The organism is Cedecea davisae (assembly GCF_044095835.1).
Classification (GTDB): domain Bacteria; phylum Pseudomonadota; class Gammaproteobacteria; order Enterobacterales; family Enterobacteriaceae; genus Cedecea; species Cedecea davisae.
Genome location: NZ_CP172054.1, coordinates 4083371 through 4107934, shown reverse-complemented (window position 1 = coordinate 4107934; position 24564 = coordinate 4083371). Strand labels below are relative to the sequence as shown.

Genomic DNA, 24564 nt, shown 5'->3' with positions numbered 1-24564 from the left:
CCGAGAATCTAATGAGTGACTTTAAATCTACCCTAAATTTGCCTGAAACAGGGTTCCCGATGCGCGGCGACTTAGCCAAGCGCGAACCGGGCATGCTGGCGCGTTGGAACGATGATGACCTGTACGGCATCATTCGTAATGCGAAAAAGGGCAAAAAAACCTTCATTTTGCATGATGGCCCTCCTTATGCGAACGGTAGCATTCACATTGGTCACTCAGTTAACAAGATTCTGAAAGATATTATTATCAAGTCCAAAGGGCTGTCCGGCTTCGACTCGCCGTACGTGCCGGGCTGGGACTGCCACGGTCTGCCGATTGAACTGAAAGTAGAACAACTGATCGGTAAGCCGGGTGAGAAGGTTTCTGCCGCTGAGTTCCGTGCAGCATGCCGTAAATATGCCGCAGAGCAGGTTGATGGCCAGCGCGCTGACTTTATCCGTCTTGGCGTGCTGGGCGACTGGTCTCGCCCGTACCTGACTATGGACTTCAACACCGAAGCCAACATCATTCGTGCGCTGGGCAAAATCATCGGCAACGGCCATCTGCATAAAGGTGCGAAGCCGGTGCACTGGTGCGTTGACTGCCGTTCCGCACTGGCGGAAGCGGAAGTTGAGTATTACGACAAAACCTCGCCATCTATCGACGTGACGTTTAACGCCGTCGATAGCGATGCGGTGAAAGCGAAGTTTGGCGCGGCTGAAGTTAAAGGCCCAATCTCTCTGCTTATCTGGACCACCACGCCGTGGACCCTGCCGGCTAACCGCGCTATTTCTCTGGGCGCCGAGTTCGAATATGTGCTGGTGCAGGTTGAAGGCCAGGCGCTGATCCTCGCAAAAGACCTGCTGGAAAGCGTGCTGAAACGCGCTGGCATCACTGATTATCAAATCCTCGGCACAGTCAAAGGTTCCGAGCTGGAACTGCTGCGCTTCAGGCATCCGTTTATGGGCTTCGACGTGCCTGCAATCCTCGGCGATCACGTTACGCTGGACGCGGGTACCGGTGCTGTACATACGGCGCCAGGCCACGGCCCGGACGACTACGTTATCGGCCAGAAATACGGTCTGGAAGTTGCTAACCCGGTTGGCCCGGACGGCAGCTATCTGCCGGGCACTTATGAAGGCCTCGACGGCGTTCAGGTGTTTAAAGCCAACGATCTGGTGGTTAACATCCTGCGTGATAAAGGCGCTCTACTGCACATTGAAAAACTGCTGCACAGCTACCCGCACTGCTGGCGCCATAAAACGCCAATCATCTTCCGTGCGACCCCGCAGTGGTTCATCAGCATGGATCAGAAAGGCCTGCGCGCTCAGTCTCTGAAAGAGATCAAAGGCGTGCAGTGGATCCCGGACTGGGGCCAGGCGCGTATCGAGTCCATGGTGGCAAACCGCCCTGACTGGTGTATTTCGCGTCAGCGTACCTGGGGCGTGCCGATGTCCCTGTTTGTGCATAAAGAGACCGAAGAGCTGCACCCGCGCTCTCTGGAATTGATGGAAGAAGTTGCTAAGCGCGTAGAGCAGGACGGCATTCAGGCGTGGTGGGATCTCGACCCGCGCGACATCATGGGCGATGACGCCGATAACTACGTCAAAGTGCCGGATACGCTGGACGTTTGGTTCGACTCCGGGTCAACCAACTCCTCCGTTGTGGATGTTCGCCCTGAATTTAACGGCCATTCTGCGGATATCTATCTGGAAGGTTCGGATCAGCATCGCGGCTGGTTCATGTCCTCTCTGATGATCTCCACGGCGATGAAAGGCAAAGCGCCTTACCGCCAGGTGCTGACCCACGGTTTCACCGTTGATGGTCAGGGCCGCAAAATGTCCAAGTCCATCGGCAACACCGTTAGCCCGCAGGACGTAATGAACAAACTCGGCGCGGATATCCTGCGCCTGTGGGTGGCGTCTACCGACTACACCGGCGAAATGGCGGTTTCTGATGAAATTCTGAAACGCTCCGCCGACGCTTATCGTCGTATCCGTAACACCGCACGTTTCCTGCTGGCTAACCTGAACGGCTTTAATCCGGAAACCGACATGGTGAAACCGGAAGAGATGGTGGTGCTGGATCGCTGGGCAGTAGGCTGCGCCCAGGAAGCCCAGGCTGATATTCTGGCTTCCTACGAAAACTACGATTTCCACGAAGTGGTTCAGCGCCTGATGCGCTTCTGCTCCGTTGAGATGGGCTCGTTCTACCTCGACATCATTAAAGACCGCCAGTATACCGCGAAGTCCGACAGCGTGGCTCGCCGCAGCTGCCAGACCGCGCTGTACCATATCTGTGAAGCGCTGGTGCGCTGGATGGCACCTATCATGTCCTTCACCGCGGATGAAATCTGGGGCTACCTGCCGGGTTCTCGCGAGAAGTACGTGTTTACCGGCGAGTGGTACGAAGGTCTGTTCGGCCTGGCGGAAAGCGAAGCGATGAACGGTGAGTTCTGGGATACGCTGCTGACCGTGCGCGGTGAAGTTAACAAGGTTATCGAGCAGGCGCGTGCCGATAAACGCATCGGCGGTTCTCTGGAAGCGGCAGTCACTCTGTTTGCCGACAGCGAGCTGGCGGCGAAGCTAAATAGCCTGAGTGATGAATTGCGATTTGTCCTGTTGACCTCCGGGGCTGCGGTTGCCGATTATGCACAGGCGGGTGAAGACGCTCAGCAGAGCGAAATCCTCAAAGGGCTGAAAGTTGCCCTGCGTAAAGCCGATGGTGAGAAGTGCCCGCGCTGCTGGCATTACACCACCGACATCGGTCAGGTTGCGGAACACGCAGAAATTTGCGGCCGCTGTGTTACCAACGTAGCCGGTGACGGCGAACAACGTAAGTTTGCCTGATGAAACCATTACTCTCTACCGGGTTGCGCTGGCTTTGGCTGGTGGTCGTGGTACTGATTGTGGATCTGGGCAGTAAATACCTGATCCTCCAGCATTTCATGCTGGGGGACACGGTGTCTCTGTTCCCGTCCCTGAATCTGCACTACGCTCGTAACTACGGGGCGGCGTTCAGCTTCCTCGCGGATAAAGGCGGCTGGCAGCGCTGGTTCTTCGCCGGTATCGCAATCGGTATCTGCGTAGCGCTGGTGTGGATGATGTACCGCGCTAAAGCGAGCCAAAAACTGAATAACATCGCCTATGCTCTGATTATCGGCGGTGCGCTCGGCAACCTGTTTGACCGCTTATGGCACGGCTTTGTGGTCGACATGATCGATTTCTACGTTGGCGACTGGCACTTTGCCACCTTCAATCTGGCCGATACGGCAATCTGTATCGGCGCGGCGCTGATTGTGCTGGAGGGCTTCTTTGTCTCCTCCGACAAGCCCGCGAAGCAAAAAGGGTAACCCATGGCTGAGTCTGTACAGAGCAACAGCGCGGTGCTGGTGCATTTCACGCTGAAGCTTGAAGATGGCTCCATCGCGGAGTCCACCCGCGCTAACGGTAAGCCTGCGCTGTTCCGCCTTGGGGATGAAACGCTGTCTCCGGGCCTCGAAAGCGAGCTGATTGGCCTGAAAGCCGGAGAGAAAAAAGCATTCTCTCTGGCCCCGGAAGCGGCGTTTGGCATTCCAAGCCCGGATATGATCCAGTATTTCTCGCGTCGTGAATTCGTTGACGCGGGCGAGCCGGAGCCGGGCGCTATAATGTTGTTTACCGCAATGGATGGCAGCGAAATGCCTGGCGTCGTACGCGAGGTTAACGGTGACTCGATTACCGTCGACTTCAACCATCCGCTGGCCGGGCGAACCGTTCATTTTGATATTGAAGTGCTGGAAGTCGATCCGGTGCTGGAGGCGTTGAATGCAGATCCTGTTGGCTAATCCCAGAGGCTTTTGTGCTGGGGTCGACCGCGCTATCAGCATTGTCGAAAACGCGCTGCAAATTTACGGCGCGCCAATCTATGTTCGTCACGAAGTAGTGCACAACCGCTACGTGGTGGATAGCCTGCGCGAGCGCGGCGCTATTTTCATCGAGCAAATCAGCGAAGTGCCGGACGGTGCGATCCTGATTTTCTCGGCGCACGGCGTTTCTCAGGCGGTGCGTAACGAAGCCAAATGCCGCGAGCTGACGGTGTTCGATGCGACCTGCCCGTTGGTCACCAAAGTGCATATGGAAGTTGCCCGAGCCAGCCGCCGTGGCGAAGAGTCGATTTTAATCGGCCACGCAGGGCACCCGGAAGTAGAAGGCACTATGGGCCAGTACAGCAATCCGAAGGGCGGGATGTACCTGGTCGAGTCGCCGGACGATGTGCTGACGCTTGAAGTTAAAGACGAAAGCAATTTGTCGTTTATGACCCAGACGACGCTTTCGGTGGACGACACTTCTGAGGTTATCGACGCGCTGCGTAAACGCTTCCCGAAAATCATCGGCCCGCGTAAAGATGATATCTGCTACGCCACCACTAACCGCCAGGAAGCGGTGCGTGCGCTGGCTAATGAAGCCGATGTGGTGCTGGTTGTGGGGTCGAAAAACTCCTCCAACTCCAACCGTCTTGCTGAACTTGCTCAGCGTATGGGAAAAGCCGCTTATCTTATCGATGACGCAGCCGATATCCAGGAAGCGTGGGTAAAAGAGGCAAACTGCGTGGGCGTAACGGCCGGGGCTTCTGCGCCGGATGTGCTGGTGCAAAACGTCATTTCACGCCTGCGTGAAATGGGCGGTAGCGAAGCCCGCGAACTCACCGGCCGCGAAGAGAATATTGTCTTTGAAGTGCCGCGAGAGCTGCGGGTTGACGTGCGTGAAGTAGAGTAACGTCGTCGATTTTTGCCAGCCTGAAAATGCCAGCCGGTGTAAACCCGCTGGTATTTTTTTTGCGTATCCAGGTCATGATGCGGTTCAAACAAGATTTACCGCCGTATCGGTAGCACGAGCGGCAAGTTCCTCGCTTAAATAGTCAATCATTGCCCGCATCGGGCCTGGCATATGCTGATTGCGAGTCCACAATAGCCACAGTTCGCCAGTATAGGCGCTGATAAACTCCCATTCCGGCAGCACTTGCACTATTTCGCCATGCGCCAGCGCGTCGCGCGCGGTAAACAGCGGCAGGCTGCCGATCCCCAGATTACGTTTAACAGCATCCAGCCTCACTCCCGTATGGTTTGCCGCATAGCGCCCGTGGGTTTGAACCGTCTCCGTTTTGCCGGGGCGGTGAAACTTCCAGCGTGAATCTGCCGGAGTCTCTCCAAGGCTGATACAGCTATGCTGGCGAAGCTCCGCAGGGGTTTCAGGCGTGCCGTGCAGACGCAGGTATTCCGGGGTTGCACAAATGATGTGTGCGATGGGCATCAGCGGTTTGCCGTAAAGCCCCGGAGAGGGCGTGCCGGTAATGCGCAGTGCGAGATCGACTCCGTCATCAATGAGATCCATGTAGCGGTCTTCCAGGCGCAGGCTGACATCCACCTGCGGATAGCGGGCGAGAAATTCGGGGATCAAAGGATGAATAACAAAGTGGCCAACGGCCTTCGGCACGCTAAGGGTCAGCCTGCCCTGGACTACCGTTTGTAAGCTGCGCCCTTTATCCATCGCCTGCCGGGCCGCATCCAGCATCTCCAGCGCATGCTGATGCACCGTTTTACCCGTATCGCTCAGCGCCAGCTTGCGCGTTGTGCGGTGCAGCAATTTACAGCCCATTTCGCGTTCAAGGCGTGAGACGCTGCGGCTGATGGCGGAGGGGGTTGCCCCCGTTACTCTTGCGGCGGCGGAAAAGCTGCCCTGCTCAACAATAACAACGAAAGTCGCCAGATCGGGAAGTAAAGTTAAATTCATTTGTGCATACCAGGCAAAGGTGCATTGTTCTGCGAGAAGATTATCCGCATTGATAAACGCAATATACTCTTCTGACAATGAGGAGAACACGATGACTGAACGACTTTATTATACGAGTGATGTAACCGAGGGGCGCGCAAGGGTTGTTAGCTGCACGGCTGATGCCGACGGGCGTTATGTTGTTGAACTGGATAAAACGCTGTTCCATCCGCAGGGCGGCGGGCAGCCTGCGGACAAAGGCTGGATCGCTGACATCCTGGTTGAGGAGGTGGTACAGCGCGGCGACGATGTGGCGCATATCCTTTCCCAGCCGCTGGAACCCGGCGAGGTAGAAGTCCGCGTTGATGCGGCAATTCGGCAGCAGCATTCGCACTGGCACTCCGCGGGGCATCTGGTGGGCTATGCTGGTGAAATCTCTGGCTGGCAGCCCGTTAAAGCCCACCACTGGCCAGGGGAGGGACGCATTACCTTTGCAGCTAAAGATAATGTCTCCCAACCCACGGGCGCAGAGCTTCTCGAAATAATCCAGCCGTGGCTGGAGGGTGGGTTAAGCCGCTTTGTTGCATTTGAAGAAGGGCGGCGCAAAGTGTGGTTTGGCGACCTGCCTGCTTACCTTTGCGGCGGAACCCACGTTAAGACGCTGGCCGAGATTAATGGCCTCGCTATTACGGCTGTCAAAATCAAAAAAGGGCAGCTTATCGTGAATTACACGCTCGCATAAACGCCATGAGTGCACCTTTTTAGCGCGAATTCTATTACTCTTGGGGAAATAACCGGGGCAGCGGGAGCCGTTTTGCCGGGCTTGATTTAAGCCTGGTAAAAGAAGGGTTTTTATGGCTGATATTGATAACTGCCGCGTCATGACAGTAAATTCTAATTATCGCTGTTTTCGGCTGGCGGCCCGACACCGGGATGGTTAACCTGAGAACGTTTTCTACGAATTATTTAACCAAAGAGTAAAGATATGCATGATGCACAAATTCGCGTAGCCATTGCGGGAGCTGGCGGGCGCATGGGACGCCAGCTTATTCAGGCCACTTTGCAGCTGGACGGCGTGCAGCTTGGTGCCGCCCTGGAACGTCCGGGCTCTTCTCTGCTCGGCAGCGATGCGGGTGAACTGGCCGGAGTGGCAAAAACGGGCGTGCTGGTCAGCGATAGTCTGGACGCGGTAGTGAACGATTTTGATGTCTTTATCGACTTCACCCGCCCGGAAGGCACGCTTGCCCATCTGGCGTTCTGCCTCAAACACGGCAAAGGCATGGTTATCGGGACTACCGGTTTTGAAGAGGCCGGTAAGCAGGCAATCCACGATGCTTCTCGCGAGATCCCTATCGTCTTCGCGGCCAATTTCAGCGTTGGCGTAAATGTGATGCTGAAGCTGCTGGAGAAGGCGGCCAAAGTGATGGGCGATTATACCGACATCGAAATTATTGAGGCCCACCACCGCCACAAAGTTGATGCTCCATCCGGCACGGCGCTGGCAATGGGCGAAGCTATTGCTCAGGCGATGGACAAAGATCTGAAGCAGTGCGCGGTTTATTCTCGCGAAGGCTATACAGGCGAACGTGTGCCTGGAACCATTGGCTTTGCTACGGTACGTGCGGGTGACATTGTGGGTGAGCATACCGCGATGTTCGCCGATATCGGAGAGCGTATTGAAATTACCCATAAGGCGTCCAGCCGGATGACTTTTGCTAATGGTGCAGTTCGTTCTGCATCATGGTTAAAGTCCAGAAAAAATGGTCTTTTTGATATGAGAGATGTGCTCGATCTCAACAGTTTGTAATTTAATTTATCCTTAGTGATGTGGTTGTTTCAATCGTAATCTATTGATTGTCAGGGCAATATGTTATTGCCCTTTTTTATTGTCTTGATTTAATGGGTTTGATTTTAATTTTCACTTTAGAACCTTATAAAAACAACTTATCGTTCATTTTTGTGTTGTGGTGTTGTTAATTTTGACCATTTGGTCTACTTTTTTACGCTGTTACGACCACTTTCCCAATATTCATGGTCAGCAACCGATTACTTTTCCTTTGTTAGCTGGCTATTTTGACCTTCAAATCAGATCTTTTTGCTCTGAGCGCTAAAATACACAGAAAAACTTCGCGATAAGGTAGACTTTTGCCCAGCCAGTCCCTAGAATGCCGCCGTTTGCCAAAAATCCGAAAGGCAGACGCTTTTGCATTTGATTCAGGAACTGGTTTTGAATTAATATGCGAATAAATTGAATGTTTATTCCCTGGAGGACGTTTTGATTAAGTCAGCGCTGTTGGTTCTGGAAGACGGAACCCAATTCCACGGTCGGGCCATTGGGGCATCGGGTACGGCAGTGGGTGAAGTCGTTTTCAATACCTCATTGACCGGTTATCAAGAAATCCTCACTGATCCTTCTTACTCCCGCCAGATAGTCACTCTTACTTATCCTCATATCGGTAATGTCGGCACCAATGAAGCCGATGAAGAATCCTCCCAGGTACATGCGCAAGGCCTCGTCATCCGTGACCTGCCGCTGATTGCCAGCAACTTCCGCAGCACCGAAGACCTTTCTTCTTACCTTAAGCGCCATAACATCGTGGCGATTGCCGATATTGATACCCGCAAACTGACCCGCCTGCTGCGTGAGAAAGGTGCACAGAATGGCTGCATTATTGCCGGTGATAACGTTGATGCGGCGCTGGCGCTGGAAAAGGCAAAAGCCTTCCCGGGCCTGAACGGTATGGATCTGGCAAAAGAAGTCACTACTAAAGAAGCTTACGCCTGGCAGCAGGGGAGCTGGACGCTGGAGCACGACCTGCCGGAAGCCGCAAAAGCAGAAGATTTGCCGTTCCACGTTGTGGCTTACGATTACGGCGCAAAGCGCAATATCCTGCGCATGCTGGTAGACAGAGGCTGCCGCCTGACTGTTGTTCCTGCGCAAACGCCAGCTGAAGAAGTGCTGAAGATGAATCCTGACGGTATCTTCCTTTCCAACGGTCCCGGCGACCCGGCACCGTGTGATTACGCTATCAGCGCGATTAAATCTTTCCTGGAAACCGATATTCCTGTGTTCGGCATCTGCCTCGGTCACCAACTGCTGGCGCTGGCGAGCGGCGCAAACACCGTGAAAATGAAGTTTGGTCACCACGGCGGCAACCATCCGGTAAAAGACCTGGATAAAGACTGCGTGATGATAACCGCTCAAAACCACGGTTTTGCGGTTGACGAAACCACGCTGCCTGCCAACCTGCGTGTGACCCATAAATCGCTGTTCGACGGCACCCTGCAGGGCATCCACCGCACCGATAAAGCCGCGTTCAGTTTCCAGGGGCACCCTGAAGCAAGCCCCGGGCCGCACGATGCCGCGCCGCTGTTTGACCACTTTATCGATTTGATTAAGCAATACCGTTCTACCGCCAAATAAAATCAGGAGCTAAAGAAAATGCCAAAACGTACAGATATAAAAAGCATCCTGATCCTCGGCGCTGGCCCGATTGTTATCGGCCAGGCGTGTGAGTTCGACTACTCCGGTGCTCAGGCGTGTAAAGCGCTGCGTGAAGAGGGCTACCGCGTTATCCTGGTGAACTCTAACCCGGCCACCATCATGACTGACCCTGAAATGGCCGATGCGACCTATATCGAGCCGATTCATTGGGAAGTGGTTCGCAAAATCATTGAGAAAGAGCGCCCGGACGCGGTGCTGCCTACGATGGGCGGCCAGACCGCGCTGAACTGCGCGCTGGAACTCGAGCGTCAGGGCGTGCTGGAAGAATTTGGCGTCACCATGATTGGCGCCACAGCTGATGCTATCGATAAAGCCGAAGACCGCCGTCGTTTCGACATCGCGATGAAAAAAATCGGCCTCGACACCGCTCGCTCCGGTATTGCGCACAATATGGAAGAAGCGCTGGCGGTTGCCGCCGACGTGGGCTATCCGTGCATCATCCGTCCTTCCTTTACCATGGGCGGCACCGGCGGCGGTATCGCCTATAACCGCGAAGAGTTCGAAGAAATTTGCGAACGCGGTCTGGATCTTTCCCCAACCAAAGAGCTGCTGATTGACGAGTCGCTGATTGGCTGGAAAGAGTACGAGATGGAAGTGGTTCGCGATAAAAACGACAACTGCATCATCGTCTGCTCTATCGAAAACTTAGACCCGATGGGCATCCACACCGGCGACTCCATCACCGTTGCTCCGGCTCAGACCCTGACCGACAAAGAATACCAAATCATGCGTAACGCCTCGATGGCGGTCCTGCGTGAAATCGGTGTGGAAACCGGCGGCTCCAACGTTCAGTTCTCGGTTAACCCGAAAACTGGCCGCCTGATTATCATCGAGATGAACCCGCGCGTATCCCGCTCCTCGGCGCTGGCTTCTAAAGCAACCGGCTTCCCGATTGCTAAAGTGGCGGCGAAACTGGCGGTGGGTTACACCCTCGACGAGCTGATGAATGACATCACCGGCGGCCGCACTCCGGCTTCGTTCGAGCCGTCCATCGACTACGTTGTGACTAAAATTCCTCGCTTTAACTTCGAGAAATTCGTCGGTGCTAACGACCGTCTGACCACCCAGATGAAATCCGTGGGTGAAGTGATGGCGATTGGCCGGACCCAGCAGGAGTCGCTGCAGAAAGCGCTGCGCGGTCTGGAAGTCGGCGCTACCGGTTTTGACCCGAAAGTTAACCTTGATGACCCGGAAGCGCTGACCAAAATCCGCCGCGAGCTGAAAGATGCTGGCGCGGAGCGTATCTGGTACGTGGCTGACGCCTTCCGCGCGGGTCTCTCCGTTGACGGCGTGTTCAACCTGACCAACATCGACCGCTGGTTCCTGGTGCAGATTGAAGAGCTGGTTCGCCTGGAAGAGCAGGTAGCGGAAATCGGTATTACCGGCCTGAACCACGACTTCCTGCGTATGCTGAAGCGTAAAGGCTTTGCCGATGCGCGCCTGGCTAAACTGGCTGGCGTGCGTGAAGCGGAAATCCGTAAACTGCGCGAGCAATATGGCCTCCACCCGGTCTACAAGCGCGTAGATACCTGCGCCGCTGAATTTGCTACCGACACCGCTTATATGTACTCCACATATGAAGATGAGTGCGAAGCAAACCCGAACAACGACCGTGACAAAATCATGGTGCTGGGTGGCGGGCCGAACCGTATCGGCCAGGGCATTGAGTTTGACTACTGCTGCGTACACGCCTCGCTGGCGCTGCGCGAAGATGGTTACGAAACCATCATGGTTAACTGCAACCCGGAAACCGTCTCCACCGACTACGACACTTCCGACCGCCTCTACTTCGAGCCGGTTACCTTCGAAGACGTGCTGGAAATTGTCCGCGTTGAGAAGCCAAAAGGCGTTATCGTCCAGTACGGCGGCCAGACTCCGCTGAAACTTGCGCGTGCGCTGGAAGCCGCCGGCGTACCGGTTATCGGTACCAGCCCAGATGCTATCGACCGTGCCGAAGACCGCGAGCGCTTCCAGCATGCGGTTGAGCGCCTGAAGCTGAAACAGCCAGCTAACGCCACCGTGACCGCTATTGAGCAGGCCGTTGAGAAAGCGGTTCAGATTGGTTACCCGCTGGTGGTTCGCCCTTCTTATGTCCTCGGCGGCCGCGCAATGGAAATCGTCTATGACGAGGTGGATTTACGCCGCTACTTCCAGACCGCGGTTAGCGTCTCCAATGACGCTCCGGTGCTTCTTGACCGCTTCCTTGACGATGCGGTTGAAGTGGATGTTGATGCAATCTGCGACGGCGAGACCGTGCTGATTGGCGGCATCATGGAGCATATCGAGCAGGCAGGCGTTCACTCCGGCGACTCCGCCTGTTCTCTGCCAGCCTATACGCTGAGCCAGGAAATTCAGGATGTGATGCGTCAGCAGGTACAGAAGTTAGCCTTCGAACTACAGGTGCGCGGCCTGATGAACGTGCAGTTTGCGGTGAAGGACAACGAAGTTTATCTGATTGAGGTGAACCCACGCGCCGCGCGTACCGTACCGTTTGTCTCCAAGGCGACCGGCGTACCGCTGGCGAAAGTAGCCGCCCGCGTAATGACCGGCAAAACGCTGGTTGAGCAGGGTATGACCAAAGAAACTATCCCGCCGTACTACTCGGTGAAAGAAGTGGTGCTTCCGTTCAACAAATTCCCGGGCGTTGACCCGCTGTTAGGGCCAGAAATGCGCTCTACCGGGGAAGTGATGGGCGTGGGGCGTACTTTCGCAGAGGCGTTCTCTAAAGCAATGCTGGGTAGCCAGTCCACGATGCGTAAACCAGGACGCGCGCTGCTTTCGGTACGCGAAGGGGATAAAGAGCGCGTGGTAGACCTGGCCGCTAAGCTGCTGAAACAGGGCTTTGAGCTGGATGCAACCCACGGCACGGCCATCGTTCTGGGCGAAGCCGGGATCAACCCGCGCCTGGTGAACAAGGTGCATGAAGGTCGCCCTCACATTCAGGACCGTATCAAGAATGGCGAGTACACCTACATCATCAACACCACCGCTGGCCGCCAGGCGATTGAGGATTCCAAACTCATCCGCCGCAGTGCTCTGCAATACAAGGTGCATTACGACACTACCCTGAACGGCGGTTTTGCCACCGCAATGGCGCTGAATGCCGATGCGACCGAAAAAGTAATTTCGGTACAGGAAATGCACGCTCAGATTAAGAAGTAACTTGTTAACCGGGAGGGAGCCTTCTGTGCTCCCTCTCACACTAATTAATACCCCACTCGCATACCATCTCTCTTATATCCAATTTTAATATAGCCTGACTTTGTCTATTTCTGACAGAGTGCGGCAGAATTTTTAATTTATAAGAGGTGAACTTATGTGTGACGAATATGTTGAAAAGCCGCTTTATTTGTTAATTTCAGAATGGGTGATGGCGGAAAACCGTTGGGTAAGCGCTAAAGAGATCGCAAAGCAATTTAATATGGATTACTGCAAGGCGATTAATACAGTCTCTTATATCCTCGCGCAAGTGAAAGAAATAAGCTGTGAAACCAGAATCATTCCTAACAAAATTGAGGGGCGAGGATGCCAGTGCCATCGACTGGTAAGAGTGACGCATATTGACGAAAGAATTTATCTGCGTGCCGGATACAGTATCCAGGATAAAATGTTCAAAACTAAAAAAGCACCGCCTGTAGCCGCGGTGCCTCCCGAGGAACTTAATCGCGAGCAGAAATGGAAGATAATGCTGTCAAAAAGCATGCGCCGTTAAGCGCTGTTAGCGGCCTTTCCATACCGGGTCTCGTTTTTCAGCAAACGCCTGAGGTCCTTCGATAGCATCTTCAGAATGCAGCACGGCGGGATAATGTTTTAACGCGCCGCTGCGGATGTAACGATAACCTTCCTCAACCGTCATCTCGCCGGTAGTGCGGCAAATCTCTTTGAGTGCGGCGATAGCCAGCGGCGCGCTGTGTATCAGTTGCTGTGCCAGTTCACGGGCGCTGTTCAGCAGTTCCTCCCCGGCGACAACGCGATTGATAATGCCCCAACGTAGCGCTTCTTCTGCATCCATGCGCCTGCCGGTCATAATCAGTTCATTGACGACGGCCCTGGGCAGCAGTTTGGGCAGGCGGAGTACGCCGCCGCTGTCCGGCACTATCCCGAGCAGAGCTTCCGGCAGCGCAAAGCAGGCATTTTCTGCACAGATGATAAAATCAGCCGCCAGCGCCAGCTCGAACCCGCCGCCAAAGGCGTAGCCGTTGACCGCCGCAATCACTGGTTTATCGAGGTCAAACATTTCGGTTAGCCCGGCGAACCCTCCGGGACCAAAATCAGCATCTGGCGCTTCACCTTCCGCCGCGGCTTTTAAGTCCCATCCGGCGGAAAAAAATTTCTCCCCGGCGCCGGTAATTATCGCCACGCGCAGCTGCGGATCATCGCGGAAATTAACAAAAACTTCACCCATTTCAAAGCTGGTGCAGGCGTCTATGGCATTGGCCTTGGGTCTGTCTAAGGTGATTTCAAGAATCGGGCCGTTGCGGATCAGATGTAATGATGTGCTCATATCTTTTCTCCGGTGTTATAAATATTCTTCACGGTATGGCTATTTGGCGGAAAATATTTGCCCGCCGTATGTTTTATTTCAGATGTTTTTTAATGATCTTCCCCGAGCAATTGCGGGGGAGGTCTGATGTTATCTCCAGAAATGAAGGAACCTTGAATTTCGCCATGTTCCTTTCGCAGAAACTAAAAAACTCATTTTCGCCCAGCGTTTCCCCTTCATTTAGCACGACAAAGGCTTTAATTGCCTCGTCACGAATAGAGTCTTTGGTTCCAATAACGACCACTTCCTGAATTTTTGGATGCAGAGCAATAATATTTTCCAGCTCTACGCAGGAGACATTTTCCCCGCCGCGTTTGATCATATTGCAGCGCCGGTCGACAAAATAAAAAAAACCGTCTTTGTCACGGCAGCCGGAGTCACCGGTGTGAAGCCAGCCGCCGGGGTCGAACGCTTTGGCCGTGGCATCCGGACGGGCGTAATACTCCTTGAAAATGGTTTTGCCCGGCACGCCCTTAATGCAAATTTCGCCGGTTTTGCCCGCCGCTAAAGAGCGGTTTTGATCGTCCCGAATATCGGCTTCATAGCAAAATCCCGGGCGGCCAATAGACGGCCAGCGCCGCTTATCGCCCGGGCGATCGCCAATAACGCCGACAATCGTCTCCGTCATTCCGTATGAAGTTAGCAACCTGACGCCGAACCGCTCAACAAATGCATCTTTTCCCTGCTCGGGTAGATTGAGGTAGAACATCACTTCGCGCAGGCTGTGCTGGCTGTCTTGCGGGGTCGGGGGTTGAGCCATCAACGTTTTTATCATCATTGGGATGCATTCTGTCACCGTAGCCTGGTAACGACGTACCTGGCTCCAGAAGGCTCGAGCGCTGTATTTCTCCAGCAGTACGAAGGTGGCTCCGGCCGAGAATGCCGCCATTGCCGCCGTGCACTGGCAGTCAATGTGGAAAGCGGGCATGGTGGTCAGATAGATGTCATCTTCCCGCAGGCCGCACTGCCAGGAGGAGTAATACCCCGCGAAGCGCAGGTTGTAATGGGTAATGACCACGCCCTTTGGTCTCGAGGTGGTGCCGGAGGTAAACAGAATTTCCGCCGGATCGTCCGAGCACAACCAGGGCGTATACTCAGGCACCGCCGACTGGCGGTTTTTTAATGCCGTAAACAAGCTAACGTCTTCACTCGCCGTTGCCTGTTCGCCGATCAGGCAAATATGATCCAGCGGTGAAGCCTCGTCCCGCAGGGTCTGGCGGTATATAGAATAAAATTGTGGGGCGGTAACCAGCAGGCTCGCGCCGCTGTTTTGCAGGATCCACGCGCTTTCTTCACGCAGCAGGCGAGCGTTAATCGGCACCATAATGGCCCCCATTTTTGCCAGTCCAAACCAGCAAAAAATAAACTCCGGGCAGTTGTCCAGGTGCAGAGCAACCTTATCGCCTTTACGAATACCCAGGGCGTGAAACAGGTTTGCCGTACGATTGATCTCAGCATTCAGGCTGGCATAGCTATACTGCCGAACCTCGCCCGCAGAGGATTCAAAAATAAGCGCCGTTTTATTCCCGTAAACCTCGGCCAGGTCATCCCACATCTGGCCCAGGTTTTGTTCGCCAACGATATCCATTACGTTCCGTCCGTGTTTTCTTTCGAGCGCGTCAGGCGAATGAATCGCTTTGCTCGTCCTCAATTTTGGCCAGCCCCTTGCTGACCAGCGCTTCGATATCTGCCGTGCTGTAGCCGATGTTTTTAAGGATGGCGGCGGTGTCCATACCCTGGGAAGGCATACCGCGCCAGATTTTTCCCGGGTGATTTTTGAATTTTGGCATGACGTTAGGGCCTTTGTATGTGCGGCCGTCCAGCGTTTGCCACTGCGTAATAGATTCGCGAGCGAGATACTGCGGATTGCCTTCGAGCTCGGGAACAGTCAGCACTTTTGCGCAGGCAATTTTCAGTTCGGCAAAGCGTGCCTGGACCTCGTTGATGGTGCGGGCCGCCAGCCATTTATCTAATTTTTCTTCCACTAGTGGCCCATAAGGGCACTCGACGCGGTGAATCAGCTGCGTGCCCTCCGGCACTTCCGGCGTGCCGATAAGGTGAGCCAGGCCGATATCTTTAAAGTTTTCGGTAATTTGACCAGCACCGACCAGCTCCATCACGATATAGCCGTCGGCGCACTTATAAAGTCCGCAGCCTGCGTAGTAGGGATCTTTGCCCCTGGTCATGCGCGGGCAAATTTCGCCGCCGTTGAAGTAGTCCATCATGAAGTATTGACCCATGCGCAGCATCACTTCATACATTGCAACATCAATGCTTTCGCCTTTGCCGGTTTCGCGCACCTTATAAAGCGCGGCCAGCGCGGCACTGGTGGCAGTCATGCCGGAAAAATAGTCTGCGGTGTAGGGAAAGGCGGGCATGGGCTGGTCAACATCGCCGTTCTGAATAAGGTAACCGCTGAAGGCCTGAGCGATGGTGTTATAGGCCGCGAGGTTGGTGTATTCCTCACTGCCGTACTGGCCAAAGCCCGAAAGATGGGCAATCACCAGCTTGGGGTTATGCTGCCAGAGCAACTGGTCAGTTATACCGCGGCGAGCAAACGCCGGACCTTTGCTGGCTTCGATAAAAATATCGGTGGTTTCCATCAACTTCAGAAAAGCTTCACGGCCTTCTTCTTTAAAAATATTCAGGGAGAGGGCGTGCAGATTACGGCGCGAGAGCTGCGGATAGTTGGGCTGGACGCGAATAGTATCGCCGCTGGCTACATTTTCGAGCCAGATAACTTCTGCGCCCCATTCAGCAAACATCTGCCCGGCAAACGGCCCGGCAATTTCGATACCTGAGAACACTACTCGTAGCCCGGAAAGTGGCCCAAAGGCGGGCATAGATAGACGATCGTTCATTGAAGATCTCCTGTTGTGCGTGTCAGTAGCCGCATCAACGGCGATAAGGCTACATTCGGCGGCTTAGCGATACTGCTTCAGCACGGCGCGACCCAGAGTCAGGATCTGCATTTCATCGGAGCCTCCTGAAATGCGGTCAACGCGCAGGTCGCGCCAGAAGCGTGTGATGCGATGGTTGCCCGCAATACCCGCTCCGCCGAGCACCTGCATGGCGCTGTCCACCACCGCAAACGCAGCATTGGCGCAGAAGTATTTGCACATTGCGGCGTCGCCAGAGGTAATCGTACCGTTATCGCTTTTCCACGCAGTTTCCAGCAGCATGTTTTTCATCGAGCTTAGTTTGATGGCCATATGTGCGAATTTTTCCTGAATTAGCTGGAAGCGGCCGATCGTTTCACCAAACTGCACGCGCTGGTTGGCATAGCGGGCGGCATCTTCAAATGCGCACATCGCGGTACCGTAGTTAGTCAACGCGACCAGGAAGCGCTCGTGGTCAAATTCTTCTTTAACGCGGTTAAATCCGTTTCCCTCGCGGCCAAACATGTCTTTTTCGTCCAGTTCGAGGTCATCAAAGTTAATTTCGCAGCAGCTGTCCATGCGCAGGCCGAGTTTTTCCAGCTTGTTGACCTGGATACCGGTTTTGTTCATATCAACAAACCATTCGGTATAGACGGGGGCGTCCGGAGAGGAGGCGTCTCTCGCCATCACTACGATATAGGGAACGTGGGCGCTGCTGGTGATGAAGCACTTGCTGCCGTTAAGGTAAACCTTATTATTTTTGCGGGTATAGGTGGTTTTCAGACTACCGACATCTGACCCGGCGCCCGGTTCGGTAATGGCAGAGTTCCACATCTGCTTGCCGGTGCCCCGAAATGCCATAATCTTGTCGATTTGCTCCGACGAACCTTCGCGAAGTACGGTATTAAAGCCGCCCGGTAGCTGATACAGCACGTAGGTTGGCGCGCCCAGGCGCCCCAGTTCCATCCAGATGGCGGCAAGGGTGACGAACCCTGCATCAAGGCCGCCGTGCTTCTCCGGAAGCAGCAGGCCGTCTATGCCCATATCTGCCAATGTTTTGACAAAACGTTCAGGGTAGACGCTGTCGCGATCGCATTCGGCAAAATAAGCCTCCCAGTTCTCGCTGGCTATCAGTTCGCGAATGCCGGCGACAAACAGTTCCTGTTCGTCATTTAAGTGAAAGTCCATCTTTCAGCCTCTTGATATATTGGGTTTAAATTGATTTATCTTGCCAGTGCACTTTGGCGTCTTTGATAAAGGACAGCGTTACCATGATATTGACGAAGAACAGCGGACAACCTCCGGCAATGATTGCGGTTTGAATCGGCTTCAGCCCGCCGAGCGCCAGCAAAACGATGCCGATAACGCCCACCAGAACCGACCAGCCGATGCGCACCAGCAAGGGGGGCTCTTCGCCATCGCGTATTTCGCGGCAGGTAGACATTGCCAGGGTGTAAGAGCAGGCGTTAATCAGCGTGACGGTGGCGATAAAACAGAGAATAAAGAAGCCCCACATCGTGGCGGTGCTCAGCGGCAGCGCGGCCCAGGTTTCGATAATTGCGCGCGCCAGGCCATATTGCTCGACCAGGTGTGGGATATTGAGGACGTTTTTATCCATCAGCAGCAGGGTGTTACTGCCGAGGATGGTCCAGAGGATCCAGGTTGAGGCGGTCAGGCCAAGCACCATCCCAAAACACAATTCACGCACGGTACGGCCGCGGGAGATGCGCGCGAGGAAGATACTCATCTGGATGGCGTAAATTACCCACCACGCCCAGTAGAAGACGGTCCAGCCCTGTGGGAAACCGCCTTTGGCGATAGAGTCGGTGTAGAACAGCATACGCGGCAGGTGCATCAGCAGCGCGCCGACGGAGTCGGTAAAGTAATTCATGATGAAGCTGGCGCCGCTGACGATAAACACCCAGGCCAGGATCAGAAAGCTCAGGTAGCTGCGCACATCGCTGGCGATCCTCACCCCTTTTTGCAGGCCGCAGGCCACGCAGATAGCGTTGAGAATTATCCAGCAGGTAATAATGATGGCGTCGAGCATCAGGGTATGCGGAATACCGAACAGATATTGCATGCACTCTGTCACCAGCGGCGTTGCCAGGCCAAGGCTGGTACCCATCGCAAAGATTAGCGCCACCAAATAGAAATTGTCGATAATGGTGCCGAAAAGGCCTTTAGCGTGTTTTTCGCCGACTAACGGCGCCAGCGTTGAACTTGGGCGAATCACATTCATCTTGCGAACAAAGAAGAAGTAGCCGAAGGCGACGGAAAGAAAGCTGTAAGTAGCCCACGGCAGTGGCCCCCAGTGGAACAGGCTGTAGGCGAGGGCTATCTCTTTTGCGCCGTTAGAATAAGGCTCCAGGGCAAACGGAGGCGTGGAGATATAGTAGAAGATCTCAATCGAGCCCCAGTACAACACGGCGGCAGAGGTGCAGGATGCGAACATCATAAATATCCAACTGACGGTACTGAACTCCGGCGGATCGTCACCTAATCTCTTTTTGGCGTAGGGACCAAAGACCAGCCAGAACCAACCGAAAAGCATCACCACCATATACCACTCGAATGCCCACCCCCAGACGTTGGTGACATAGCTGAATACCGCATTAATGACTATGTTTGCGGCATCAAGATCGCGAACGGTTAACCAGCAGAGTAGGGCGACGATGATAAGCGGAGGGAAAAAAACCTTTGGTTCAATTCCTGTCTTTCTCTCTTTGTTTTTCATATTTTCATTCCAGAATAAAAAGTAAATTTATTTTTGTTCCCGGACAATGTTTGTTGTTAGTTATTTATTGTGAGCAATATGGTTTCTTAGTGTCTCAGTCATTAATTCATAATGGTGATTCGCTTTTTCTTATTCTGTTATCTTGCCCACAGTTCTATTGTGTTTTTAAATTTTATTTATTACTTCAATGTAATCATCTGTTTGGGTTTTTTTGTCATTATTTTCAGTATTGGTGATCCTGAAAGCAATATTGGATATTTATAATTTCTCGGGTGTTGTTTTCAATATTGGTGATTGTTATTTTATTTTTTAATTAAATCTCATGCTATTTCTTTAAATGCTGTCAATAACGGTAACGTTTTCGCATGGTTTCTGGAGATGCAATGAAGATAATTACTTGCTACAAATGCGTGCCTGACGAACAGGATATTGCTGTCGATAATGCCGATGGCTCATTAGATATTAGCGAAGCTAAGACCATCATTAGCCAGTACTGCCTGAACGCTATTGAAGAGGCCTGTCGGTTAAAGTTGCAGGCGGAAGAGAGTCAAGTCATTGCTATGAGCGTGGGCGGCAGGGCGTTGGCTAACGTTAAAGGGCGGAAAGATGTTCTCTCTCGCGGCCCGGATGAGCTTGTGCTGGTGATTGATGAGCAGTTTGAACAGGCGCTTCCTGCCCATACCGCAGGTGCTCTTGCCGCCGCGGCACAACAAGTTGGTTTCAATTTAATTATCTGCGGGGACGGCTCCTCCGATCTCTGCGCGCAACAGGTCGGCCTGTTGATGGGAGAAGCGCTGCATATTCCGGCCATTAACGGCGTCAGCAAAATCCTTTCTCTGACGCAGGATGCGCTGGTTGTTGAACGTGAGCTGGAGGAGGAGGTTGAGACTCTGCGTATTCCTCTTCCTGCGGTTGTGGCGGTAACCAGCGATATTAATCTCCCGCCAATCCCCTCCATGAAAGCCATCCTCGGTGCGGCGAAAAAACCGGTTCAGGTACTGACTGCGGGGGATATTGGCTTCAGCGCCACGGATGTTTATTCCGTGCAGCGGGTTGCCGCTCCAAAACAGCGCCAGCGTCGGGGCATCGTTATTGATGGCGATGGTGAAGAACAGATTGTCGCATTTGCCGATAGCCTGCGCAAAATCATTAACTAAGAGGGGATGTTATGAGCAAGTTTTCCAGCGTTTGGGTATTTAGCGATACGCCTTCCCGCCTTCCGGAACTGATGAGCGGCGCACGCGGCTTAGGCGAGGAAATTAATGCCTTTGTGCTAGATGAGACTGATGCGGCAACCGCGTTGAGTGCGGGAGCGCACCACGTCTGGTATCTGAGCGGCAAGCCGGACGATCGCATGATGGAGGATTATGCCGACGTCATGGTTGCCACCCTGTGTCGACAGGATGCTGGTGGTTTGGTGCTGCTGCCCAATACTCGCCGCGGAAAGCTGCTGGCGGCTCGACTCGGTTTTCGCCTTGGGGCTGCGGTATCCAACGATGTCATCTCTGTTGCCCGGCAGGATGATAAAGCGGTGCTACAGCACAGGGTCTACGGCGGACTGGCGATTGGCGAAGAGACGGTTTTCTCGTCCTTTGCCGTGGTAACTATGAGTAGCGGTGCGTTTGAGGTGCTGCCGCCGGATGATTCTCTCTACGGTGAAACGCACACAGTTGAGTGGCGGGAACAAGCGGCAGTCGTGACACGTAGCAAAACACAGGTTCGCCGGAAAAGCAGTGTAAATCTCGATAAGGCTCGACTGGTGGTTAGCGTGGGGCGCGGTATTGGCGGTCAAGAGAATATTCCGCTGGCAGAGGCGTTGTGCCGGGCAATAGGGGCAGAGCTTGCCTGCTCTCGCCCGGTGGCGGAAAACGAAAAGTGGATGGAGCACGAGCGCTATGTCGGCATCTCAAATTTGATTATCAAACCCCATTTGTATCTGGCGGTAGGGATCTCAGGCCAGATCCAACACATGGTAGGCGCTAATGGGGCGCAGGCAATTTATGCCATCAACAAAGATAAAAATGCGCCGATCTTCCAGCATGCGGACTGCGGCATCGTTGGCGATGCGGTGAAAATTCTTCCCGCCCTTACCGCCGCACTATCACGCTGATCTTTCTGCCGGGAGTTGTTATGTCTGAAGATATCTTTGATGCCATCATCGTGGGGGCGGGGCCTGCCGGTTCTGCTGCTGCGCTGGTACTTGCCCGGCAGGGAGCACAGGTGCTGGTGATTGAGCGCGCGAATTCTGTTGGAGAGAAAAATGTCACCGGCGGGCGCATCTACGCCCACAGCCTGGAGCGCATTATACCGGGCTTTGCCAGCCGTGCTCCGCTTGAGCGCAGGATAAGCCGTGAAAGACTCACCTTTATGACTGAAAAAGGTGCGATGGCGATGGACTACCTCAATGCCGAAGAGGGCGTGCCTTCGCAACTCTCTTACTCCGTTCTGCGCGCCAAATTTGACCCCTGGCTGATGGAGCAGGCTGAAGAGGCGGGTGCTCAGCTTATTACCGGTATCTGCGTGGAGAGCGTTGTCCAGCGAGATGGCAAAGCGGTCGGCGTGGAGGCCGGGGGCGAGATTATTGAAGCAAAGGTTGTGATCCTTGCAGACGGGGTGAACTCACTGCTGGCAGAGAAGCTGGGCATGGCAAAGCGCATTGAAGCCAGGCAGGTTGCTGTCGGTCTTAAAGAACTCATCGAGCTGCCTCGCCCGGTGATTGAAGACCGTTTCCAGCTGTTGCCGGGCGAAGGCGCTGCCTGTTTATTTGCCGGTTCGGCAACCGCAGGGCTGATGGGAGGAGGCTTTCTTTATACTAATAAAAACACCCTCTCTCTCGGCCTGGTCTGCGGCCTGCATGCTCTAAAAGGGGCTAAGAATTCGCTACCGCAAATGCTGGAGAATTTTAAGCTTCATCCCGCCGTCGCTCCACTGATTGCCGGAGGAAAATTGCTGGAGTATGCGGCGCATCTGGTGCCTGAAGGCGGGCTAAACATGCTGCCTGAACTGGTCGGTAACGGGGTGCTGGTGGCCGGTGATGCCGCAGGAATGTGTATGAATTTAGGTTTTACCCTTCGCGGTATGGATCTCGCCATCGCGGCCGGTGAGGCGGCGGCTAAAACAGTGCTTTCCGCCATGCAGAGCAACGATTTTAGCCGTGAGAGGCTGGAGGAATATCGCCGTCATCTGGAAAGCGGTCCGCTGCGCGATATGCGCATGTATCGCCGGCTTCCGGCTTTCCTCGATAATCCACGAATGTTTAGCGCCTGGCCGGAGATGGTGGTTGGTATTGCTCATGACGTATTTACCGTCAACGGCGGTGAGCCGGTGCCGATACGCAAAAAAATTCTACGCCGCTGCAAGAAAGTCGGGTTTATCAATCTGATAAAGGACGGCATGAAAGGAGTGACCGTATTATGACTTCCTCCGTTAACGTGGATCTCAAGCTGGGCGTCAATAAATTCAATGTTGATGAAGAAAACCCACACATCATTCTGAAAAAGGACCCTGATAAGCACGCTCTGGAGAGGCTAATTGCTGCCTGCCCGGCCGGGCTATACAAAAAACAGGAGGATGGTAGCGTGCGTTTCGATTATGCCGGATGCCTGGAGTGCGGCACCTGCCGGGTCCTTGGGCTGGGCACGGTGCTGGATAAGTGGGAATACCCGCGCGGTACCTTTGGCGTGATGTTCCGTTATGGCTGACTATGCCGCGCTCTCACCGTTAGCTATCGAGAGTGCGGCACTCTGCCTTACCTGGGGAAACAGGAAACCGCCATGCAGCAGCCCAGAAACTTCGATGATATTAAATTTTCCTCCATCCACCGCCGCATTATGTTGTGGGGAAGCGGCGGGCCGTTTCTTGATGGCTATGTGCTGGTTATCATCGGCGTGGCGCTGGAGCAGTTGACGCCTTTGTTGCATCTTGATGCCGAATGGATTGGGCTGCTTGGCGCAGCAACCCTTGCCGGGCTGTTTATTGGCACCACGCTGTTTGGCTATATTTCAGATAGGGTCGGGCGGCGCAAAATGTTCCTGATTGATATCGTCGCCATTGGGTTGATATCGATAGCAACAATGTTTGTCTCCACGCCGTTCGAGTTGTTAATTATGCGAGTACTTATTGGGATTGTTATTGGCGCGGATTACCCGATTGCGACCTCAATGATTGCCGAATTTTCCAACACTCGCCAGCGCGCGTTTTCGATCGGTTTCATCGCCGCCATGTGGTACGTAGGGGCAACCTGCGCCAATCTTGTGGGCTACTGCCTTTACGATATAGAGGGCGGCTGGCGCTGGATGCTCGGGAGCGCCTTCATTCCCTGCCTGATGATTTTGATAGGCCGTTTCGATCTGCCCGAGTCACCGCGCTGGCTGCTGCGTAAAGGGCGAGTGGCAGAGTGCAACGAGATGATGATTAAACTGTTTGGTGAGCCGGTCTGCTTTGAGGCCGAACCGCCGCAGCAGACTCGTTTTTTGCAGCTGTTTAATCGTCGCCACTTCCCTTTTGTGCTGTTTGTCGCGGCTATCTGGACCTGTCAGGTGATCCCAATGTTCGCTATTTATACTTTTGGCCCGCAAATTGTCGGGCAGCTCGGCTGGGAACAAGGGAGGAGTGCCGCACTCGGAAACGTGGCTATTAGCCTCTTTTTCATGCTGGGGTGTGTTCCGGCGATGTTCTGGCTAAACGGCATTGGCCGCCGCCCTTTGCTGATCGGCAGTTTTGCGATGATGACGATGGCGCTGGCGTTGCTCGGGCTGGCGCCAGGTTTGGGCATTGGCCTGGTGGTGGCGGCATTTGCTGTTTACGCTTTTTTCTCCGGCGGACCGGGGATATTGCAATGGCTTTACCCTAACGAACTGTTTCCCACCGATATTCGCGCTTCGGCGGTGGGGGTCATTATGTCGATTAGCCGCATCGGGACGATTGTCTCGACCTGGGCACTGCCGATTTTTATCATCCGCTATGGCATCAACAACGTCGTGTTAATGGGGGCCACTATTTCGTTTTTAGGACTGATGATCTCGATTGCGTTTGCCCCTGAAACCCGCGGTCTGACGCTGGTGCAGGCGGGTAAGATAACGATGAGACGTAAACCCGCTGAATGACCCCCGCTTCGGAGTGTTCTGTATTTGCTTTTAGAGTCAGCCAGTTAGTCTATAGTTAATTGGCAC

20 protein-coding genes are annotated in these 24564 nt (G+C 54.0%); 14 read left to right on the top strand and 6 right to left on the bottom strand.

Going from position 1 to position 24564, the window contains the following annotated elements; translation table 11 throughout:
* Positions 1–11 precede the first annotated feature (11 nt).
* From ileS to ispH, 4 genes are read left to right on the top strand one after another with little or no spacing between them, the layout of a single operon-like run.
* Entirely contained in the window at positions 12–2828 is a 2817-nt protein-coding gene (gene ileS / locus ACG1VR_RS19575) for an isoleucine--tRNA ligase (protein ID WP_395489608.1), read from the top strand.
* Positions 2825–3331 carry a signal peptidase II gene (gene lspA / locus ACG1VR_RS19570; RefSeq protein WP_039897888.1) on the top strand — a complete coding sequence of 169 codons (507 nt, stop codon included), beginning with the start codon at positions 2825–2827 and terminating at the stop codon, positions 3329–3331. Before ileS ends, lspA begins: the two co-directional genes overlap by 4 nt.
* Positions 3332–3334: 3 nt before the next feature.
* Positions 3335–3805, top strand: a complete 471-nt coding sequence (gene fkpB / locus ACG1VR_RS19565) for an FKBP-type peptidyl-prolyl cis-trans isomerase (RefSeq protein WP_395489607.1) — start codon at positions 3335–3337, stop codon at positions 3803–3805.
* Entirely contained in the window at positions 3786–4736 is a 951-nt protein-coding gene (ispH, locus tag ACG1VR_RS19560) for a 4-hydroxy-3-methylbut-2-enyl diphosphate reductase (RefSeq protein WP_016534832.1), read from the top strand. The genes fkpB and ispH overlap by 20 nt, the downstream gene beginning before the upstream one ends.
* An 84-nt stretch (positions 4737–4820) precedes the next feature.
* On the opposite strand, the gene ACG1VR_RS19555 is transcribed toward ispH, so the two are convergent.
* A complete protein-coding gene (locus tag ACG1VR_RS19555) occupies positions 4821–5750 on the bottom strand; it encodes a LysR family transcriptional regulator (protein WP_395489606.1) in 930 nt (309 codons plus the stop codon).
* A gap of 91 nt (positions 5751–5841) precedes the next feature.
* Between ACG1VR_RS19555 and ACG1VR_RS19550 the strand changes: the two genes are divergently transcribed.
* From ACG1VR_RS19550 to caiF, 5 genes are all read left to right on the top strand, one after another.
* Complete coding sequence (locus ACG1VR_RS19550; protein ID WP_395489605.1) at positions 5842–6471, top strand: alanyl-tRNA editing protein; 630 nt, start codon at positions 5842–5844, stop codon at positions 6469–6471.
* Positions 6472–6714: 243 nt separating this feature from the next.
* The gene (gene dapB, locus ACG1VR_RS19545; RefSeq protein ID WP_395489604.1) at positions 6715–7536 is read left to right on the top strand and encodes a 4-hydroxy-tetrahydrodipicolinate reductase; all 822 of its coding nucleotides are present in this window, start codon (positions 6715–6717) and stop codon (positions 7534–7536) included.
* Between the two features lie 468 nt (positions 7537–8004).
* Positions 8005–9153, top strand: a complete 1149-nt coding sequence (carA, locus tag ACG1VR_RS19540) for a glutamine-hydrolyzing carbamoyl-phosphate synthase small subunit (RefSeq protein WP_039899097.1) — start codon at positions 8005–8007, stop codon at positions 9151–9153.
* A gap of 18 nt (positions 9154–9171) precedes the next feature.
* On the top strand, positions 9172–12396 hold the full coding sequence (gene carB, locus ACG1VR_RS19535; RefSeq protein ID WP_395489603.1) for a carbamoyl-phosphate synthase large subunit: 3225 nt from the start codon (positions 9172–9174) through the stop codon (positions 12394–12396).
* 154 nt (positions 12397–12550) lie between these two features.
* The gene (gene caiF / locus ACG1VR_RS19530) at positions 12551–12946 is read left to right on the top strand and encodes a carnitine metabolism transcriptional regulator CaiF (RefSeq protein WP_016534840.1); all 396 of its coding nucleotides are present in this window, start codon (positions 12551–12553) and stop codon (positions 12944–12946) included.
* Between the two features lie 6 nt (positions 12947–12952).
* Here the strand turns inward: caiF and caiD are convergent, their stop codons facing one another.
* The 5 genes from caiD to caiT all read right to left on the bottom strand — a co-directional run bounded on the left by caiD (position 12953) and on the right by caiT (position 19393).
* On the bottom strand, positions 12953–13738 hold the full coding sequence (gene caiD / locus ACG1VR_RS19525; protein WP_395489602.1) for a crotonobetainyl-CoA hydratase: 786 nt from the start codon (positions 13736–13738) through the stop codon (positions 12953–12955).
* Between the two features lie 73 nt (positions 13739–13811).
* Positions 13812–15365 (bottom strand): crotonobetaine/carnitine-CoA ligase, encoded by a 1554-nt coding sequence (caiC, locus tag ACG1VR_RS19520; RefSeq protein ID WP_395489601.1) that lies wholly within the window; start codon positions 15363–15365, stop codon positions 13812–13814.
* A 31-nt stretch (positions 15366–15396) separates the two neighbouring features.
* Positions 15397–16638: an L-carnitine CoA-transferase gene (gene caiB, locus ACG1VR_RS19515; protein ID WP_395489600.1), complete on the bottom strand. Its 1242-nt coding sequence runs from the start codon at positions 16636–16638 to the stop codon at positions 15397–15399.
* 63 nt (positions 16639–16701) lie between these two features.
* Positions 16702–17844 (bottom strand): crotonobetainyl-CoA dehydrogenase, encoded by a 1143-nt coding sequence (gene caiA / locus ACG1VR_RS19510; protein WP_395489599.1) that lies wholly within the window; start codon positions 17842–17844, stop codon positions 16702–16704.
* A 25-nt stretch (positions 17845–17869) separates the two neighbouring features.
* Positions 17870–19393, bottom strand: coding sequence for an L-carnitine/gamma-butyrobetaine antiporter (caiT, locus tag ACG1VR_RS19505; protein ID WP_395489598.1), 1524 nt, complete (start codon positions 19391–19393; stop codon positions 17870–17872).
* A gap of 383 nt (positions 19394–19776) precedes the next feature.
* Here caiT and fixA point away from each other — a divergent pair, with 383 nt between their 5' ends.
* The 5 genes from fixA (at position 19777) to ACG1VR_RS19480 (ending at position 24498) form a co-directional block, all read left to right on the top strand.
* Entirely contained in the window at positions 19777–20550 is a 774-nt protein-coding gene (fixA, locus tag ACG1VR_RS19500) for a putative electron transfer flavoprotein FixA (protein WP_395489597.1), read from the top strand.
* Positions 20551–20561: 11 nt separating this feature from the next.
* A complete protein-coding gene (locus tag ACG1VR_RS19495) occupies positions 20562–21503 on the top strand; it encodes an electron transfer flavoprotein subunit alpha/FixB family protein (RefSeq protein WP_395489596.1) in 942 nt (313 codons plus the stop codon).
* A gap of 20 nt (positions 21504–21523) precedes the next feature.
* On the top strand, positions 21524–22810 hold the full coding sequence (fixC, locus tag ACG1VR_RS19490; protein WP_395489595.1) for an FAD-dependent oxidoreductase FixC: 1287 nt from the start codon (positions 21524–21526) through the stop codon (positions 22808–22810).
* The gene (fixX, locus tag ACG1VR_RS19485) at positions 22807–23094 is read left to right on the top strand and encodes a ferredoxin-like protein FixX (protein ID WP_395489594.1); all 288 of its coding nucleotides are present in this window, start codon (positions 22807–22809) and stop codon (positions 23092–23094) included. The genes fixC and fixX overlap by 4 nt, the downstream gene beginning before the upstream one ends.
* A 72-nt stretch (positions 23095–23166) precedes the next feature.
* On the top strand, positions 23167–24498 hold the full coding sequence (locus ACG1VR_RS19480) for an MFS transporter (RefSeq protein WP_395489593.1): 1332 nt from the start codon (positions 23167–23169) through the stop codon (positions 24496–24498).
* The last annotated feature ends 66 nt before the right edge of the window (positions 24499–24564 follow it).

What these genes read in the sequence shown, in the direction of transcription:
- fixA (WP_395489597.1), top strand. Translation starts at nt 19,777, where the DNA reads ATGAAGATAATTACTTGCTACAAATGCGTGCCTGACGAACAGGATATT.
- ACG1VR_RS19550 (WP_395489605.1), top strand. Translation starts at nt 5,842, where the DNA reads ATGACTGAACGACTTTATTATACGAGTGATGTAACCGAGGGGCGCGCA.
- ispH (WP_016534832.1), top strand. Translation starts at nt 3,786, where the DNA reads ATGCAGATCCTGTTGGCTAATCCCAGAGGCTTTTGTGCTGGGGTCGAC.
- caiF (WP_016534840.1), top strand. Translation starts at nt 12,551, where the DNA reads ATGTGTGACGAATATGTTGAAAAGCCGCTTTATTTGTTAATTTCAGAA.
- caiD (WP_395489602.1), bottom strand. Translation starts at nt 13,738, where the DNA reads ATGAGCACATCATTACATCTGATCCGCAACGGCCCGATTCTTGAAATC.
- caiA (WP_395489599.1), bottom strand. Translation starts at nt 17,844, where the DNA reads ATGGACTTTCACTTAAATGACGAACAGGAACTGTTTGTCGCCGGCATT.
- ileS (WP_395489608.1), top strand. Translation starts at nt 12, where the DNA reads ATGAGTGACTTTAAATCTACCCTAAATTTGCCTGAAACAGGGTTCCCG.
- dapB (WP_395489604.1), top strand. Translation starts at nt 6,715, where the DNA reads ATGCATGATGCACAAATTCGCGTAGCCATTGCGGGAGCTGGCGGGCGC.
- caiB (WP_395489600.1), bottom strand. Translation starts at nt 16,638, where the DNA reads ATGAACGATCGTCTATCTATGCCCGCCTTTGGGCCACTTTCCGGGCTA.
- fixC (WP_395489595.1), top strand. Translation starts at nt 21,524, where the DNA reads ATGTCTGAAGATATCTTTGATGCCATCATCGTGGGGGCGGGGCCTGCC.
- ACG1VR_RS19555 (WP_395489606.1), bottom strand. Translation starts at nt 5,750, where the DNA reads ATGAATTTAACTTTACTTCCCGATCTGGCGACTTTCGTTGTTATTGTT.
- carB (WP_395489603.1), top strand. Translation starts at nt 9,172, where the DNA reads ATGCCAAAACGTACAGATATAAAAAGCATCCTGATCCTCGGCGCTGGC.
- fkpB (WP_395489607.1), top strand. Translation starts at nt 3,335, where the DNA reads ATGGCTGAGTCTGTACAGAGCAACAGCGCGGTGCTGGTGCATTTCACG.
- ACG1VR_RS19480 (WP_395489593.1), top strand. Translation starts at nt 23,167, where the DNA reads ATGCAGCAGCCCAGAAACTTCGATGATATTAAATTTTCCTCCATCCAC.
- fixX (WP_395489594.1), top strand. Translation starts at nt 22,807, where the DNA reads ATGACTTCCTCCGTTAACGTGGATCTCAAGCTGGGCGTCAATAAATTC.
- caiC (WP_395489601.1), bottom strand. Translation starts at nt 15,365, where the DNA reads ATGGATATCGTTGGCGAACAAAACCTGGGCCAGATGTGGGATGACCTG.
- caiT (WP_395489598.1), bottom strand. Translation starts at nt 19,393, where the DNA reads ATGAAAAACAAAGAGAGAAAGACAGGAATTGAACCAAAGGTTTTTTTC.
- ACG1VR_RS19495 (WP_395489596.1), top strand. Translation starts at nt 20,562, where the DNA reads ATGAGCAAGTTTTCCAGCGTTTGGGTATTTAGCGATACGCCTTCCCGC.